General features: G+C 66.8%; 17 protein-coding genes. 9 read left to right on the forward strand and 8 right to left on the reverse strand.

The features are described from left to right. Position 1: 1 nt before the first annotated feature. The 4 genes from U5A58_RS02870 (at position 2) to U5A58_RS02885 (ending at position 4,264) form a co-directional block, all read left to right on the forward strand. Complete coding sequence (locus U5A58_RS02870; RefSeq protein WP_321915305.1) at positions 2–1,000, forward strand: ABC transporter ATP-binding protein; 999 nt, start codon at positions 2–4, stop codon at positions 998–1,000. Beyond that, on the forward strand, positions 997–2,022 hold the full coding sequence (locus U5A58_RS02875) for a peptide ABC transporter ATP-binding protein (RefSeq protein WP_321915304.1): 1,026 nt from the start codon (positions 997–999) through the stop codon (positions 2,020–2,022). The genes U5A58_RS02870 and U5A58_RS02875 overlap by 4 nt, the downstream gene beginning before the upstream one ends. A gap of 196 nt (positions 2,023–2,218) precedes the next feature. Next, positions 2,219–3,337, forward strand: a complete 1,119-nt coding sequence (locus U5A58_RS02880; protein WP_321960191.1) for a TraB/GumN family protein — start codon at positions 2,219–2,221, stop codon at positions 3,335–3,337. 129 nt (positions 3,338–3,466) lie between these two features. Continuing rightward, the gene (locus U5A58_RS02885; protein WP_321960192.1) at positions 3,467–4,264 is read left to right on the forward strand and encodes a glycosyltransferase family 2 protein; all 798 of its coding nucleotides are present in this window, start codon (positions 3,467–3,469) and stop codon (positions 4,262–4,264) included. A gap of 68 nt (positions 4,265–4,332) precedes the next feature. Here the strand turns inward: U5A58_RS02885 and U5A58_RS02890 are convergent, their stop codons facing one another. The 5 genes from U5A58_RS02890 to pxpB all read right to left on the reverse strand — a co-directional run bounded on the left by U5A58_RS02890 (position 4,333) and on the right by pxpB (position 8,780). Beyond that, on the reverse strand, positions 4,333–5,286 hold the full coding sequence (locus U5A58_RS02890; RefSeq protein ID WP_321915301.1) for a DUF979 domain-containing protein: 954 nt from the start codon (positions 5,284–5,286) through the stop codon (positions 4,333–4,335). Then, positions 5,283–6,029: a DUF969 domain-containing protein gene (locus tag U5A58_RS02895; protein WP_321915300.1), complete on the reverse strand. Its 747-nt coding sequence runs from the start codon at positions 6,027–6,029 to the stop codon at positions 5,283–5,285. Before U5A58_RS02895 ends, U5A58_RS02890 begins: the two co-directional genes overlap by 4 nt. Positions 6,030–6,244: 215 nt before the next feature. Next, complete coding sequence (pxpA, locus tag U5A58_RS02900; protein WP_321937095.1) at positions 6,245–7,000, reverse strand: 5-oxoprolinase subunit PxpA; 756 nt, start codon at positions 6,998–7,000, stop codon at positions 6,245–6,247. 44 nt (positions 7,001–7,044) lie between these two features. Next, positions 7,045–8,124 carry a biotin-dependent carboxyltransferase family protein gene (locus U5A58_RS02905; RefSeq protein WP_321960193.1) on the reverse strand — a complete coding sequence of 360 codons (1,080 nt, stop codon included), beginning with the start codon at positions 8,122–8,124 and terminating at the stop codon, positions 7,045–7,047. Further along, positions 8,121–8,780: a 5-oxoprolinase subunit PxpB gene (pxpB, locus tag U5A58_RS02910; protein WP_321960194.1), complete on the reverse strand. Its 660-nt coding sequence runs from the start codon at positions 8,778–8,780 to the stop codon at positions 8,121–8,123. The genes U5A58_RS02905 and pxpB overlap by 4 nt, the downstream gene beginning before the upstream one ends. Positions 8,781–8,984: 204 nt before the next feature. Between pxpB and U5A58_RS02915 the strand changes: the two genes are divergently transcribed. Beyond that, positions 8,985–9,497 carry a winged helix DNA-binding protein gene (locus tag U5A58_RS02915; RefSeq protein ID WP_321960195.1) on the forward strand — a complete coding sequence of 171 codons (513 nt, stop codon included), beginning with the start codon at positions 8,985–8,987 and terminating at the stop codon, positions 9,495–9,497. Between the two features lie 27 nt (positions 9,498–9,524). Here the strand turns inward: U5A58_RS02915 and U5A58_RS02920 are convergent, their stop codons facing one another. Then, the gene (locus tag U5A58_RS02920) at positions 9,525–10,151 is read right to left on the reverse strand and encodes a 5-formyltetrahydrofolate cyclo-ligase (protein ID WP_321960242.1); all 627 of its coding nucleotides are present in this window, start codon (positions 10,149–10,151) and stop codon (positions 9,525–9,527) included. Between the two features lie 8 nt (positions 10,152–10,159). On the opposite strand from U5A58_RS02920, the gene U5A58_RS02925 reads away from it, so the two are divergent. The 4 genes from U5A58_RS02925 to U5A58_RS02940 all read left to right on the forward strand — a co-directional run bounded on the left by U5A58_RS02925 (position 10,160) and on the right by U5A58_RS02940 (position 15,180). Next, positions 10,160–12,133 (forward strand): lytic transglycosylase domain-containing protein, encoded by a 1,974-nt coding sequence (locus tag U5A58_RS02925; RefSeq protein ID WP_321960196.1) that lies wholly within the window; start codon positions 10,160–10,162, stop codon positions 12,131–12,133. Positions 12,134–12,280: 147 nt separating this feature from the next. Then, the gene (locus U5A58_RS02930; RefSeq protein WP_321937099.1) at positions 12,281–13,237 is read left to right on the forward strand and encodes a complex I NDUFA9 subunit family protein; all 957 of its coding nucleotides are present in this window, start codon (positions 12,281–12,283) and stop codon (positions 13,235–13,237) included. A 54-nt stretch (positions 13,238–13,291) separates the two neighbouring features. Beyond that, complete coding sequence (locus U5A58_RS02935) at positions 13,292–13,942, forward strand: glutathione S-transferase family protein (protein ID WP_321960197.1); 651 nt, start codon at positions 13,292–13,294, stop codon at positions 13,940–13,942. Continuing rightward, positions 13,939–15,180, forward strand: a complete 1,242-nt coding sequence (locus tag U5A58_RS02940) for a multifunctional CCA addition/repair protein (RefSeq protein ID WP_321960198.1) — start codon at positions 13,939–13,941, stop codon at positions 15,178–15,180. The genes U5A58_RS02935 and U5A58_RS02940 overlap by 4 nt, the downstream gene beginning before the upstream one ends. Positions 15,181–15,199: 19 nt before the next feature. Here U5A58_RS02940 and U5A58_RS02945 read toward each other — a convergent pair whose 3' ends face one another. Both U5A58_RS02945 and U5A58_RS02950 read right to left on the reverse strand, forming a co-directional pair. Continuing rightward, positions 15,200–15,394, reverse strand: a complete 195-nt coding sequence (locus tag U5A58_RS02945; RefSeq protein ID WP_321915292.1) for a DUF2905 domain-containing protein — start codon at positions 15,392–15,394, stop codon at positions 15,200–15,202. Between the two features lie 18 nt (positions 15,395–15,412). After that, a complete protein-coding gene (locus tag U5A58_RS02950) occupies positions 15,413–16,615 on the reverse strand; it encodes a class I SAM-dependent methyltransferase (RefSeq protein WP_321960199.1) in 1,203 nt (400 codons plus the stop codon). Between the last annotated feature and the right edge of the window lie 9 nt (positions 16,616–16,624).

Here is a 16,624-nt window from a genome sequence, read left to right on the forward strand (position 1 = left end):
CATGAATAACGAACTTCTCACCATCCGCAATCTGGCGGTGAACTTCAACGGCTTGCCCGCCGTGGACCGCGTGAATCTTTCCGTGGCGCCGGGCGAAGTGCTCGGCATCGTCGGCGAATCGGGCTCGGGCAAGAGCGTGACGATGATGGCGCTCATGGGCCTGATCGACGCGCCGGGCAAGGTCACGGCCGACTCGATCACGTTCAATGGCCGCGATCTCCTCAACGCCACGGGCAAGGAGCGACGCCGCATCGTGGGCAAGGACATCGCCATGGTGTTCCAGGACGCGCTCACGAGCCTGAACCCGAGCTACACCGTCGGCTATCAGATCAAGGAAGTGCTCAAGCTGCACGAAGGCCTGCGCGGCTCGGCGCTGCATGCGCGCGCGCTCGAACTGCTCGACCAGGTGGGCATTCCCGACGCGAAGAACCGCATCGACAACTTCCCGCACCAGATGTCGGGCGGCATGAACCAGCGCGTGATGATCGCGATGGCCGTGGCCTGCAACCCGAAGCTGCTGATCGCCGACGAGCCCACCACGGCGCTCGACGTGACGATCCAGGCGCAGATCATGGAACTGCTCGTGCGCCTGCAAAAGGAGCGCGGCATGGCGCTCGTGCTGATCTCGCACGATCTGGCCGTGGTTTCGGAAGTCGCGCAGCGCGTGGCCGTGATGTATGCGGGCGAGATCATCGAAACGAACCGCGTACCGGACATCTTTTCGCGTCCGCATCATCCGTACACGGAAGCGCTGCTCGCGGCGATTCCCGAGCACAACAAGGGGGCGATGCGGCTTGCCGCGCTGCCCGGCATGGTGCCCGGCCGCGACGACCGGCCAAGCGGCTGTCTGTTCGCGCCGCGCTGCAAATACGTGGTGGACGACTGCATGAAGGCACGGCCCGCGCTCAACGCGGTGACCGATGAGAGCGGCTATGCGCAAGTGCGCTGTATCAGGCCGCTGAACGCGGCGGTGACGCAATCCAACGGAGGCGCGCGATGAACGCAGTCCAGCAACACGCGGCTCATGAGGATGACAAGGTTCTCGTCGCGGAAGATCTCAAGAAGCACTACAGCGTCAAGCGCGGCATGTTCGGCACCGGTACGGTGAAGGCGCTCAACGGCGTGTCGTTCTCGCTCACGCGCGGACGCACGCTCGCCGTGGTGGGGGAGTCGGGGTGCGGCAAATCGACGCTCGCGCGCCAGCTCACGATGATCGAGCCTCCCACCTCGGGCAAGCTCACGATCGACGGCGAAGACGTTGCGCACGCAAACGCAGCGAAGATCGCCGCGCTGCGCCGGCGCGTGCAAATGGTGTTCCAGAACCCGTTCGCCTCGCTCAACCCGCGCAAGACCGTGGAGCAGACGCTCGGCGAGCCGCTCGCCATCAACACGCGGCTCACGGCGACTGAGCGCGCGGACCGCATTGCGCACATGATGCGCATCGTCGGCCTGCGGCCCGAGCACGCCAAGCGCTATCCGCATATGTTCTCGGGCGGCCAGCGCCAGCGTGTGGCGATCGCGCGCGCGATGATTCTCGACCCGCAGATCGTCGTGGCCGACGAGCCGGTTTCCGCGCTCGACGTCTCGATCCAGGCGCAGATTCTCAATCTGTTCATGGACTTGCAGGAGCAGTTCCGCACGAGCTACGTGTTCATTTCGCACAACCTGGCCGTGGTCGAGCACATTGCCGACGACGTGATGGTGATGTATCTGGGCGGCGTGGCGGAACTGGGCGACAAGGACACGGTGATCTCGCGGCCGCGCCATCCGTACACGCGCTCGCTGCTCTCGGCCACACCCGCGATTTTCGAAGCGGACCGCCGCGTGAAGATCAAGCTCGAGGGCGAATTGCCTTCGCCGCTGAACCCGCCTTCTGGTTGCACGTTCCACCAACGTTGTCCATACGCGATCGACAGGTGTCGTAAGGAAGTTCCTGTACTTCGCGAAGTGGACGGCCGTCAGGTATCCTGCCATCGTGCAGAGGAGGTGGGGGAAGAGGATGGGCGGCCTATGCCGGCCTGAAGCGACGGCGGCGCGTCGTTTTATCGTTACGCGCCGCCAGTTGATGGGCGGCCGTCGCGCCGCCCTTTTCACTGATTTTCCTACCGTTTTCTCCGCCGCTTTTTCAATCGTTCCGGCTGCCGCTTTTGCCGTGGTTGCCGGGCTGTCTACGGCTGGTGGCGTGACATTCGGTGTGGCTTCGGGTTTGGCATTCGGTGTGGCATTGGCGGTAGCGCTGTGCGCGGCGCTCAAGACCGCGTCGAGCAGGGCGCTACGCGCGGTGGTCTCGCTCTCGCTCGCGCTCGGCGTGCTCGCGGGCGCGCCGGACACGGCATTCGCCGGTGGCGCCGTCGCCAATACGCCCGGTGTGCGGCCGGCCGTCCCCGTGCCGCCAGGTGCTGCGCGCGGCTCGAGCGGTGGCATTCCCGGCTTTCACGCCGCGCCCGCCGTGCCGAGCTATGCCTCCGGCACGACGGCTGGCGGCCCGGTGCGCACGCAGCCAGCGCGCATGCCGTTCTACGTCGCCACGCGCGGCAATCTCACGATCTATCTGCTCGGCACGCTCCATGTGGGCGACCCCGCCGACTATCCGCCTGGACAGCCGTTTCGCCCGCCGATTCTCGCGGCGCTCGCCGCGTCGCCCATTCTCGCGCTCGAGCTTTCCCCCGACGATCTGCTCGTTTCCCAGGACGATGTCTCGAAATACGGGGTGTGCAAACGGCCCTGCCTGCCGGGCCTCTTACCCGATCCGCTCTGGCAGAAGCTCGAGGCGCGCATGCGCGGCAATCCCGAGGCGCTTGCCGAAATCCGCAAGATGCGGCCGTGGCTCGCCTCGCTGCTCGTGGAAACCTACGATTCGCTGAGCGCCGGCCTGCAGACCGAATACGGCACCGAGGCGCAACTGCAGAACGTGTTCCTGCGCTGGAAGGGCCGCCGCATCGTCGGGCTGGAGACGCTTGCCGAGCAGATGCGCGCCTTCACGAACCTGAGCCTGGCGCAGCAGCGCGAGATGCTCGCTCAGGATCTTGCGCAAACGCCGGCGCAAAACGTGTCCGACGTGCAAACGCTCCTGCACCTGTGGCGCGTGGGCGACGCCGACGCGATCGCCGCCTGGGAGGCGGCGCGTACCGAAAAACTCTCGCACGACGCGCGGGTGGCGGCGTCGGTCGATAACCGCATCGTCTACGAGCGCAACCGGCGCTTCGTTTCGCGCATGCAGCAGTATGTGGCGCCCAACAAGCCGCTCTTCGTGGCCGTCGGCGCCTTGCACCTGGGCGGCCCGAAAGGCGTGCTCCAGTTGCTGCGCCAGCGTGGGTTCAACGTCGACCCAGGTTGAGCGCTGGCCTCGGCGCCGCTCGCCGTGTCTTTGCGTTCGATCAAAAGTGAGCGCATTTAGTCAACGTTCGATATCGGCAGCCAGAGCGCGCGCCTAGCATGCGGGTTTTGTGCTGCTGAGGTCGCTGCCATGTTCTCTTCGTCCGCCGCTCCGGCGAACGCGCCCTGCGTGAGCGTCGTCACGCCCACCTGGAACCGTGAAGCGTTTTTGCCGCTCGCCTACCGCTCGTTCGCGTCGCAGCGCGCGCCCGGGCTCGAATGGATCGTGATCGACGACAGCGACACGCCCAGCGCCTTCATGGCGAGTCTGAACGACGAGCGCGTGGTGTATCGCCACCTGCGCACGCGTTTGACGGTTGGCGAGAAGCGCAATCTCGCGGCCGAGCTAGCGCGCGGCGAGGTCATCGCGCATTTCGACGACGACGAGGTCTACGCGCCCGACTACCTGAGCACGATGCTCGGGCACATGCGCTTGCACGACGTGCAGTTCGTGAAGCTCGGGGCGTTCTTCCTCTACAGCCGCGTGTATGGCCAGTTCGCGTACTGGGACCTGATGCGCAAGAGCGGCCTGCATTTTTGCTGGAGCGCTCAGCCCATGACGGTGCTCAATTTCCCGCGGGACAACCCGGCCTTCGCCGACAACCATCTGGGCTACGGCTTCAGCTACGTCTATACGAAGCAGTTGTGGGCGGCACAGCCGTTCGAGCCGCGTTCGTTCAACGAAGACGGACGCTTCATCACGGCCGCGCGTTCGCGCGGCGCGCGCATTGCGCTTGTCGCCGACGACGCGGGCCTGTGCCTGCACGTGCTCCATGCTCACAACACGGCGAAATGCTTTCCGCAGTATGTGCTGCCCGAGGTGCTCGTCGCGCGGCATTTTCCGCACTTTTGCGAAGCGCTCGACGCCGCTTCGCTGCGCGCGGCCTGAGCGCTAAACGCTGGCGCAAAAAAAAGCCGGCTTTCGCCGGCTTTTCGCCCCCAGGCGCCTTCGTTCCGTCAAAACCCGAATACATTCAGCAGCACGATATTGGCCGCGAGAATGCCAAGCGCCGTGGGCACCTGCACGCGTATCACCGCGTTCTTGTCGGGCAGTTCCAGCAGCGCCGCGGGCACCATGTTGAAGTTCGCGGCCATCGGCGTCATGAGCGTGCCGCAGTAGCCCGAGAACATGCCGATGGCGGCCATCATTGCAGGGTTGACGTGGAACATGCCCACCAGCACCGGCACGCCCACGCCGCCCGTCATCACCGGAAACGCGGCGAAGCCGTTGCCCATGATGATCGTGAAGAGCGCCATGCCCACGCAATAGACCACGACCGCGACGAAGCGCACGTCCATGTTGATGTACGACGTCGTCACGTGCGCGACGGCCTTGCCCACGCCCGCGTCCGAGAACACGAGACCGAGCATGCCGAGCATCTGCGGCAGGACGGCGGCCCACGAGAGCGCGTCGACGAGGCGGCGCGTTTCCTTCATCGACTGGCCAACGCTGTCACGCGTGATGATGCAGGCAATCGCGAGCGCGATCACGCAGCCGATGCCGAAACCGATCAACGTGACGTTCTTCGGGTCGATGAGCGGCTTGCCGCCGAATACGAGATGGCTGGCCGCGAGCGTGAGCACGACGGTGATCACGGGGATGGTGAGCGCGGGCACGAAGAGCTTGTTGCCCAGCCGTTTGGCGCTGGCGAGACGGGTTTCGAGCGCGAGCACCTTGGGTTTGGCGGCGGTCACGCCGCCGAGACCCGCGATCAGCGCCATGGCGATCACGAGCACGCCCACGATTTCGACGGGCAGCATGTCGCCGACGAGAAAAATGAGCGCGTAGAGCAGCCAGAAGCCGCCTGCCGTGAAGCGGCGCGGATGCTCGCGGTCCATCACGATCATGCCGCCCACGATGAGCAGCACGATGCCGAGCAGCCAGAAGAGCCAGTTGAGGGTGAGCGTCATGCCTGGTCTCCCTGGCGCTGGTCGGCTGCCGGCGCCGTTGCACCGGCCGGCTTCGCGCCGCCCAGCTCGCGCTCGAGCTTGCGGTCGAGCAGCCAGAGCCGCGTGCCGTGAATCAGAAACGCGCAGATCGCCGTGGGAATGCCCCAGAGCGCCACGTGGATCGGCTCGACCGAAACGCCCGCTTCCTTGAGCAGCGTGACCATCAGCACGATCGCCCCGAACGCGACAAAGATGTCCTCGCCGAAGAAGAGGCCCACGTTGTCGGTCGCGGCCGAGTACGCGCGCAGCTTGTAGCGCACGGCGTCGGAGAGCTTGCCGAAGCGGTTTTCCGTGGCGCCTTCGGCCATCGGCGCGATGAGCGGCCGCACCATTTGCGGATGACCGCCCAGACCTGTCAGGCCGACAGCGGCGGTGAGCTCGCGGACGAGCAGGTAGACGATGAGCAGCCGCCCGGCAGTCGCCGCCTTGATGCTGCCGATCCAGATCTGCGCGCGCTCGCGCAGGCCGTGGCGCTCCAGCAGACCGATCACGGCGAGCGGCAGCAGGATGATGAGCGGGATGTTGCGGGTCTTGATGAAGCCGGTGCCGATGGCGGCGAGAATCTTACCGGGAGGAAAGCCCCCGGCGAAACCGGTGACGACGGCCGCCGCGGCTACGATCAGCATCGGATTGAACCGTAACAAGAAGCCGGCGATGATGACGGCCACCCCGATCAGCGGCCATAAGTTGACGGTGCTCTGCATGTGGATCTCCAAACGTATTGGCTTGTCGTTGATTGCCGCGGGTAGCGGCGTTGACTGCGCGGCTCTAATGGCCGTTCGTACAACTACGAACCTGCTGGGTACAACTACGTCTGCAGCTTGCGCTGCCGGGGGATTGCCTTGCGAAAACCTTGGGTATTGCCGTGCACGTAGCGCGCGGCGATTGCCGCGCGCATTGCCGCATTGAGGCTAGGGCGTCAGACCTCGCCTGCGCCCGCCGCGCGCACGCCAATGCCCGCCTCGTCGAGCGCCGTGCGGATGCGCCGCGCGAACGCGAGCGCGTGCGGGCCGTCGCCGTGCAGGCAGATGGTCTGCGCGTTGAGCGGCACCCAGGCGCCGTTCACGGCCTGCACGCGCTGCTCGCGGATCATCGCGAGCGTGCGCGTGAGCACGGTGTCTTCGTCGTCGAGCAGCGCGCCCGGCTCGCTGCGCGGCACGAGCGAGCCGTCCGCGCGGTAGCCGCGGTCGGCGAACACTTCCTCGATCGCCACGAGCCCCGCCTCGCGTGCCGCCGTGACGAGCCCGCTGCCCGCGAGCGCGAACACCGTCACGGACGGATCGAAATCATGCACGGCGGAGACGATCGCCTCGGCGATTTGCGGGTCGCGCGCGGCCTGGTTGTACAGCGCGCCGTGCGGCTTCACGTGAGCGATGCGGCCGCCTTCGGCCTGGGCGATCGCGGAGAGCGCGCCTAGCTGGTAGAGCACGCCCGCGTAGATCTCCTCGCGCGGCAGGTTCATCTCCTTGCGGCCGAAGTTCTCGGGGTCGTTGAAGCTCGGATGCGCGCCGATCGACACGCCTTTTTCCACGGCCCAGCGCACGCATTCGCGCATGGCATTGGCGCCGCCTGCGTGCCAGCCGCACGCGATGTTGGCCGAACTCACGAGGTCGAGCAGCGCCTCGTCGGAGCCGCAGCCTTCGCCGAGATCGGCGTTCAGATCGATGGTGGTCATGATGTGTTCCTCTTACTGCTCGTCTTACCGATGGTGCTTGAAAATCACGCGCTCGCGGCCGCGCTTGAAACTACATTCGCGCGGCGGCTCGCATAGCGCTCGTCGTGCATGGCAATCGCGGCGTCGATCTGCCGCAAATACGCCCGTTCCTCTTCCAGCGCCGCGCGCGCGGCGGCCGGCGTCGCTTCCACGAAACGCACGCCGCCGGTGAGCCGCACCTGGGCGAGCTTCCACCAGTCGGCGCGAATCACGGAGCCGATTTTCGGGTAGCCGCCCGTGGTCTGCGCGTCGGCCATCAGCACGATGGGCTGGCCGCTCGGCGGCACCTGAATCGTGCCGGGCAGCACCGCGTGCGAGAGCAGGTCCGCGCTGTTCGTGCGCGCGAGCGGTGTGCCCGTGAGCCGAAAGCCCATGCGGTTGCTGTTGGGGGTGAGCTGCCATTCGTCGGACCAGAACGCGCGTTGCGCTTCGGCCGTGAAGCTGTCGTACTCGGGGCCGCGCAGCACGCGCACGGGCACGGCCCACGCCATGCCGTCCGGATGGCGGCCGCGCCGGTGATGCGGCTCGTCGGCCAGCGCGAAGCTGCACCACACGGGCGCCTTGACGCCGAAGGCCGGCGCGCCCGGGTCCAGCGCGGCGCGCTCGCGGCCCGGCGCGAACGAGGCGCCGGTGGCGAGGCGGTCGCCATCCTTGAGCGCGCGGCCCGCGAGGCCGCCGAAGCCCGCCGCCAGGTCGGTGCTGCGCGAGCCGAGCATGGGCAGCACGTCGATGCCGCCCGCCACGCAGACATAGGCGCGCATGCCGCGCTTCGCACCGTTGAGCACCAGTTCCTCGCCCGCGGCCACGGGCAGGCTCCACCACGACCAGACCGGGCGGCCGCCGAGCGTGGCGCCGAAGTCGGTGCCCGTAATGGCGACGCGCGTGGCGCGCGCGAAGCGCAGCGCGACGGGGCCGAAGGTGATTTCGATGCCGGCCGCGTCGGGCCGGTTGCCGACGAGACGGTTGCCCACTTCGAGCGCGAGCGTATCGAGCGCGCCGCCGGTGGCGACGCCCAGATGCCGGTAGCCGGGGCGGCCGAGATCCTGGACCGTGGTGAGCAGGCCCGCGCGCAAGACTTCGATCATGCGTGGAGCTCCGCAATGGTGAAGCGCACGCGGTCGCCGGGCATGAGCAGCGTGGGCGGATTGTGCGCAGGGTCGAACAGCTTCGCGGCGGTGCGGCCGATCAGTTGCCAGCCGCCGGGCGACGCAGCCGGATAAATACCCGTCTGCTCGCCGCCGATGCCTACCGACCCGGCCGGGACGGCCAGGCGCGGCTCGCGGCGGCGCGGCGTGTGCAGCTGGGGTTCGAGTCCGCCGAGATAGGCGAAGCCGGGTTGAAAGCCGAGGAAGAACACCGTGTAGACGCCCGCGGCGTGGCGCGCGGCGACGTCGGCGGCAGCGAGCGAGCAGTGCTGCGCGACCGCTTCGAGATCGGGGCCATCCTCGCCGCCATAAACCACGGGTATCTCGACCTCGCGGCCGGCAACGCTCGCGTCTTCGGCGTCGCGCCAGGCTTCCCGGAGCGCGCCGGCGAGCGCCGCGGCGTCGGCCGAGAGCGGATCGAAGGTGATCGTCAGATTGTTCATGCCGGGCACCACTTCGCGCACCGGCGCCCAGCCGCGCGCGAGCGCGGCGACGGCCCAGACGCGGCGCTGGATCTCGAGCGTGGCGGGCGGCGGCGCTTCGCAGACGAGCGCTTCGTCACCGAGAGGAAAAATGCGAGGGTCAGAATTCGGCATGTTGGATCGATCAGGGACGGGTTCGACCGGTCGAAAATTTGCGCAGGCAGACACCCGGCGCCATTCCTTCCTAGCGTACATTGTCGATAAATTATCTACAATTTATCAATAAGCGTTTTCGCCAGGCGCACCGAAAACGCGCTGCAATTACACTCACGCCACGCCGCTTTGCCTCTTCGACCACCGACTACCGGGTTACCTGCCATGTCGCGCCAGCCGACCAAGATCGTTTCGTCCGAACATCTCGTCTCCGAGTCGAGCGCCGAGCTTTCCGAGTTCGAGTACGCGCTCATCATGGCGAGCAATGCGTTCAACCGCTGGATGGTGCGCTGCATGTCGGCGGCGGGCGTGAAGGACATGACGCCGATCGAGGTGTCGCTGCTCCATCACGTCGGCCATCGCGAGCGGCGCAAGAAGCTCGCGGATATCTGCTTCGTGCTCAACATCGAGGACACGCACGTGGCCACGTATGCGTTGAAGAAGCTTGTCTCCAGAGGGTATGTAAAAAGCGAAAAGACCGGCAAGGAAGTCTTCTTCTCGGTCACGCCGGAAGGGCAGGCGCTGTGTCTGCGCTACCGCGATGTGCGCGAAAGCTGCCTCATCGCGACGCTCAAGGAAAGCGGCCTCACGAACCTGCAGATCGGCGAGGCCGCGCAGCTCATGCGCAATGCGTCGGGGCTCTACGACACGGCCGCGCGCGCGGCGGCTTCGCTTTGAGTCGCGCCTGAGTGACCCGGGCCGCGTTCAGCGCTCGCGCGAACGTTGGCAACGAAGCGTGGCGGCTTCGGTCACCACGGCGTCGAGCGGCAGATCGTGTGCCTCGCGCGCGAGCACGCCGTCATCAATGCGGCACGCTTCGTACGCAATGCCCACCGTGACGGGCAACGCCTCACCGGGCCAGGCAGCCAGCGTGCGGTCGTAGTAGCCCCCACCGTAGCCAAGGCGATAGCCGTCGCGATCGAAACCCACGCACGGCACGAGGAGGAGATCGGGCACGATCACTTCCTGCGACTGCGGCTCGGGTATGCCGTGATGGCCTTCGCGCATCGGGGCGTCCGGTGTCCAGGCGTGGAACACGAGCGGCGTGTGGCGCTCGGCAATGGCGGGCAGGGCGGCGCGGCGTGACGCATCGGCGGCGAGCCAGGCGGTGGTCCAGGCGCGCGCATCGAACTCGCCGCGCAAGGGCCAATAGAACCCGATCGAGCGCGGCGAAAATTGTGCGACGAGCGCGTCGAGATGAGCCGTCAGCGCCGCCCCGATTGCCATGTCGGAAGCCGCCTCAATTCGCCGAGGAAGCAGCCTTGCACGCCAGTCCTTTTTGGATTCCGTGTGAGGGTTGCGTGCTATGCTTGGGTTCACCTCGCGCTCCAGAAATAACGATGTCCAAACGCCTTGTCCGAGTATATCGCGTGGTCGGTCTCGCACTGACTGCCGCGGCACTCGTAGCATGCAGCACGGCGGACGCCGTGCGCCCCGTCGCACTGCCCGTAGGCGCAGTCCTCTCGAACGACGATCAGACTTTCATCCAGCTTCGCGAAGCCGCGCGCAATAACGATCCCGCGCGCGCCGCGCAACTCGCTGCGATGATCCCCGATTACCCGGCGCCGTCGTATCTCGAATACTTCCAGCTCAAGCCGCAACTGTTCGATTCGCAAGGCCACGCGCGCGTGGACGCGCCCGATGCGCCGGTGCTGTCGTTCCTGCAGCGCTACGACGGCCAGGCGATCGCCGACCGTCTGCGCAACGACTATCTGCTCGTGCTGGGCGCGCGCCACGACTGGGCGAACTTCGACCAGCAATACCCGCGCTTCGTGCTAAACGACGACACGCAGGTGAAGTGCTACGCGCTCGAGTCGCGCGCGGCGCGCGGCGAGAACGTCGCCAACGATGCGCGCGCGCTGCTGACCGAGCCGCGCTATTACGGCGACGGCTGCGTCGATCTCATCACCGCGCTTGCGATCAAAGGCCAGTTCTCGAGCGACGACGTGTGGCAGCAGATCCGCCTCGCCTACGAGCAGAACCAGACCGCGGCCGGCGCAAAACTGCTCGACGGCCTGTCGCAGCGTCCCGACCCGACGGCGTTCAGCCAGGCGGTGAGCACACCGCCGCTCACGCTCGCACAAGGCGTCACCGGCGATCCGCAATCGCATCAGCTCGCACTGCTCGCCGTCACGGTAATGGCGCGCAACGATCCGGCCATGGCCGCCGCGACCTACGCCGCCGTTGCGCCGCAGCTCACCTCGCCGGAACGCGCGATCGGCTGGGGCACGATCGGTTATCAGGGCGCGCAAAAGCGTTTGCCCGCCGCGATCGACTGGTATCGCCTCTCGGCCAACGCACCGCTTTCGTACCCGGCTTACGAATGGCGTACGCGCGCCGCGCTGCTGGGCGGCGACTGGACGATGGTGCGCTGGTCGATCGAGCAGATGCCGGCCGCGCTGCGCGCGCAACCGTCGTGGGTCTACTGGCACGCACGCGCGCTCAAGCAGGCGGGCGAAACGGGCCTCGCGAGCAAGGAGTTCGCGTCGATCTCGCAGGGCTATAACTTCTACGGCCAGCTCGCCACCGAAGAGCTCGGCCAGAAGATCACGATCCCGCCAAAGACCACGGTCAGCGACGCCGACATCGCCCAGGCCGCGCAAACGCCGGGCTTCGCGCTCGCACAGCGCTTCTACGCGCTGAATCTGCGGCTCGAAGGCAATCGCGAATGGAACTGGCCGCTGCGCGGCATGAGCGATCGCCAGTTGCTCGCCGTCGCCGAGTACGCAAAACGCATCCAGTTGCTCGACCGCACCGTCAACACGGCCGACCGCACGCAAACGGAACACGACTTCTCGCTGCGCTACATCGCGCCGTTCCGCGACGTCGTGGAGCGCGACGCGCAAACCAACGGCCTCGACGTCGAATGGGCCTACGGTCTCATCCGCCAGGAATCGCGTTTCATTCTCAACGCGAAGTCGGGCGTGGGCGCGAGCGGCCTCATGCAGATCATGCCGGCCACGGCGCAGATGGTGGCGAAGAAGATCGGCATTGGCCCGCTGTCGCGCGACCAGCTCAACGATCTCGACACCAATATCCTGCTCGGAACGAACTATTTGTCGATGATCTACAATCAGTTCGATGGCTCCGCCGTGCTCGCCACCGCGGGCTACAACGCCGGGCCGGGGCGCCCGCGCGCATGGCGCCAGACTTTGCAGGGCGGCGTCGAAGGCGCCATCTTCGCGGAGACCATTCCGTTTCAGGAAACCCGCGATTACGTGAAAAACGTGTTGTCGAACACGGTCTACTATGCGGCGCTGTTCGAGGGCCGTCCGCAATCGCTGAAGGCGCGTCTCGGCTATATCACGCCGTAAGCGCCGGGCCGTCACGCCGCGCCACTTCCCGTCATACGGATCGTGCGCGGCATGACGGCACGCTGCGCGCCCCGCCTTCCGGCCGGCGCGCTGCGGGACGAACCGGACCTCGTACGCGGCGGCGCCGTCTGCCCGAGGAGGTCGAAGATGCGACATCAAGCCATTGCGGTCATCGGCGGTTCGGGATTCATCGGCAGCCATCTCGTCAACGCGCTCGTCGAGGCGGGCAAGGACGTGCGCGTCGCCACCCGCCGCCGCTACAACGCACGCCATCTCACCCTGCTGCCCATCGACGTGGTCGAGACCGATGTGTCCGATCCGGTCGCGCTCGCGGCCTTCGTCGAAAACGCGGACGCGGTCATCAATCTCGTCGGCACGCTCAACGGCGGCCGCGGCGATCCTTACGGGCCGGGCTTCGCGAAACTGCACGTCGACTTGCCTACAAAAATCGTCGCCGCCTGCGAGGGCAAGGGCGTGCATCGCCTCATCCACATCAGCGCACTTGGCGCCGACACGCGTGGGCCCAGCATGTATCTGCGCTCGAAGGGCGACGGCGAGAAAGCCGTGCACGCGGCCACGGCGCTTGCCACGACAATCTTCCGGCCTTCGGTCGTGTTCGGTCCGGAAGACACGTTCCTCAACCGCTTCGCGCTGCTGCAGCGGCTCTTTCCCATGATTCCGCTCGCCATGCCCGACGCGAAGTTCCAGCCCGTGTTCGTGGGCGATGTATCAAAGGCGATCGTCAACGTGCTCGATCTCGACGCCGCGAGCGGGCACACTTACGAACTCGGCGGCCCGACGGTCTACACGCTCGAGCAGTTGGTGCAGTATTGCGGCGAAGCGGTGGGCCGCCACGCACGCATCGTGCGGCTGCCCGACGCGTTCGGGCGCCTGCAGGCGCTGTCGTTCGAGATGGCGCCCGGCGTGCCGGTGCTCACGCGCGATAATCTCGATTCGATGAAGGTGGACAGCGTGCTTACCGGCCCGCTCGCTCCCGAGCTCGATATCGAGCCGGCGAGCATCGAGACGATCGCGCCGCTCTATCTCGCCGACGCCTCGCTGCGCTCGCGGCTGAACATCTTTCGCGCCAGCGCCGGTCGATAGCCCGTAAGCGGCTACCCGCCGGTGCTCTTTCAACTCACTACGGTCATGTGAACAATGAAGCTCGTAATCGGAGACAAGAACTATTCGTCGTGGTCGATGCGCCCGTGGGTGCTGCTCACGCACTTCGGCATCGCGTTCGAGGAAGTGCTGATCGAGCTCGACGAGCCGGGCACCAAGTCCTCGATCCTCGCGTTTTCGGCCTCGGGCAAGGTGCCGTGCCTCGTCTCCGACGACGGCTTTTCCGTGTGGGATTCCCTCGCGATTGCCGAGACGCTCGCCGAGCGCTTCCCGCAGCTCGCGCTGTGGCCGCGCGACGCGAACGCGCGGGCCCGCGCGCGCAGCGTGAGTGCGGAGATGCATTCGGGCTTCGGCGAAGTGCGCAACCACATGCCGATGAACATCCGCAAGATCAAGCCCGGCGCCGGTGCAACGCCGGGCGCGCTCGCCGATGTCGCGCGTATCGACGCGCTCTGGCGCGAGTGCCTGGCCGCGAGCGGCGGGCCGTTCCTGTTCGGCGAATTCACCATTGCCGACGCGATGTACGCGCCGGTCGTCATGCGCTTCAATAGCTACCAGCCGAAGCTCTCGCCCGAAGCCGCCGCTTACGCCCAGCGCGTGAGCGCACTGCCTGCGGTCGCCGAGTGGGTGGAAGCCGCGCGCCGCGAAACACACATCGTCGCCGACGACGAACGCGACGACGAATGAAGATCTATGTCGTAGGCGGAGCGATTCGCGACGAGGGGCTCGGGCTGCCCGTGCGCGACCGCGACTATGTCGTGGTGGGCGCGACGCCCGAGCAGATGGCCGCGCAGGGTTATCGCCCGGTGGGCAAGGACTTCCCGGTCTTTCTGCATCCCGACACGCACGAGGAGTACGCGCTTGCGCGCACCGAGCGCAAGACGGCGGCGGGCTATCACGGCTTCCAGTTCTTCTACGCGCCCGACGTGACGCTCGAGGAAGACCTTGCGCGCCGCGACCTCACGATCAACGCGATGGCGCGGGAAGTGCAGCCGGGCGGCATGCTCACAGGAGAGGTGGTCGATCCGTTCGGCGGCGCGCGCGATCTCGAAGCCCGCGTGTTTCGCCACGTGAGCGACGCATTTCTCGAAGACCCCGTGCGCATTCTTCGTATCGCGCGTTTTGCCGCGCGTTTCGCCGACTTCACTGTCGCGCCCGAAACGCTCGAACTCATGCGCGAGATGGTCGCTTCGGGCGAAGTCGATGCGCTCGTGCCCGAGCGCGTATGGCAGGAAATTGCCCGCGGTCTCATGGAGGCGAAGCCTTCGCGCATGTTCGAGGTGCTGCGCGATTGCGGCGCGCTTGCGCGCGTGCTGCCCGAGCTCGACGCGCTATGGGGCGTGCCGCAGCGCGCCGACTATCACCCCGAAATCGATACGGGCGTGCACGTGATGATGGTGATCGACCATGCGGCTGCGCAGGGCTACACGCTGCCGGTGCGGTTCGCGGCGCTCACGCACGATCTCGGCAAAGGCACGACGCCCGAGGACGTATTGCCGCGCCACATTGGCCATGAAGGGCGCAGCGTCGATCTGCTCAAGCCGCTTTGCGACCGTCTGCGCGTGCCGAACGATTGCCGCGACCTCGCCGTGCTGGTCGCGCGCGAGCATGGCAACGTGCATCGCGTGATGGATATGGGGGCGGCGGCGCTCGTGCGCATGCTCGAGCGATGCGACGCGCTGCGCAAACCGGCGCGGTTTGCCGAGGCGCTGCAGTCCTGCGAATCGGATTTGCGCGGGCGGCTGAACTGGGAGAACGCGCCTTATCCGCAGGCCGAACGCTTGCGCGTGGCGCTCGTGGCCGCGCGCGGCGTGGACGCGGGGGCGATTGCGCGCTCGATCGAGCGTGGCGGCGCCGAGAGAATTAAAGAAGCGGTGCACGAAGCGCGCGTGGCGGCGGTAGAGGCCGCGCTCGCTACGGCGTGAGCGAGCCGGGCCCGCTCGCTCAGAGCACGCGCACGAGAAACGAGAGCGCCATCGAAAGCACGAGCGTCGACATGAACGGCAGCGGATACTCGCGGCCGAAAATGCGCAGCGTGATGTCGCCGGGCAGCCGCCCGATGCCGAGCTTCTTGAGCCACGGCTGCGCGCTGGAGAGAATCGCGACAGCGATGAAGGTGGTGAGGAACCAGCGGATCATGGTCGCGTGACGTGCGCGTCAGAGTGTATGGCTGCGGTCGCCGCGCGCGAACGCCGCGATGGTCTCGTCGATGCCGCGCGAAAACGCGATCACCTTGAATAGCTCACCCATCTCCGCTTCGGAAACGAGTTTCTGCACCGCGTTCGCGGCAGGCAAAAAGTGCTGCGGGTCGCGTGGATCGATTTCGCCGAGCACGTCGGTAATGCCCGCGTTCATCAGAAAGCGCGCCTGCGTGGTGTAGCCAAGCAGGTCCGCGCCCGCTTCGACACCCGCTTCGGCAATGCCCGAGAATTCCACGTGCGCAGTGATGTCCTGCAAGCCGGGATAGAGGAACGGGTCGCCGTGCGCCCGGTGCCGGTAGTGGCACATCAGCGTGCCTTGCGCGCGCTGCGCATGGTAGTACTCGTGGCGCGGAAATCCATAGTCGATGAAGAACGCCGCGCCACGCTTGAGCATCGTGCAAACCGTGCGCGTGAACGCGAGCGCGGCTTCGTGCGTTTCGCTCACGTAGTCTTCGCTGCCGTCCACACCCGCGAGCGCACTGTGTGCCCAGCCCGCGTCGCGTCCCGAATTCGCGGGCTGATCGGCGAAGGCGAGGGCGCCTTCTGCGCCTATGCTCACGCCGCGCTCATGCCACACGGCGTCCTTGCGCGCGAACAGGCGCACCGGCATGGCGTCGAGCACCTCGTTGCCGATCACGACGCCTTCGAACTGATCAGGCAGCGCATCGAGCCATGTCACGCGATCGAGGAGCGCGGGCGCGAGCTGCGCAATGGTCTCGCGCTGGCGCGCGCGCAACTCGCCCGACAGATCGACGATGGCGTAGGCGTCGAACGGCACGCCTGCGGCGTCGAGTGCGAGCATCACGCCCGCCGCAAGGCGGCCCGTGCCCGCACCGAATTCCATCAGGCGATGCGTGCCGCTGGCGGCGAGCGCTTCGCCCACGGCGCGCGCGAGCGTCGCAGCAAAAAGCGGCGAAAGTTCAGGGGCGGTTACGAAGTCGCTGCCGTCGTCGGCGAAAAGGCCAAACTTGCGTGCTCCGCCGCTGTAGTAGCCGAGCCCCGGCGTATAGAGCACGCGCTCCATGTAGCGGTCGAACGGGAGCCACCCGCCCGCCGCCGCGATCTCGGCGCGCAGCGTGGCCGCGAGCGCCTCGGACTGCGCGAGCGCGATCGGCTCGGGAACAGGTAAACTATCGGGTTCGTGAGCTTTCGGATTCATCCCCGCATT

Origin of the sequence: Paraburkholderia sp. J7 (assembly GCF_905220155.1) — a bacterium.
Taxonomy (GTDB): Bacteria; Pseudomonadota; Gammaproteobacteria; order Burkholderiales; family Burkholderiaceae; genus Paraburkholderia.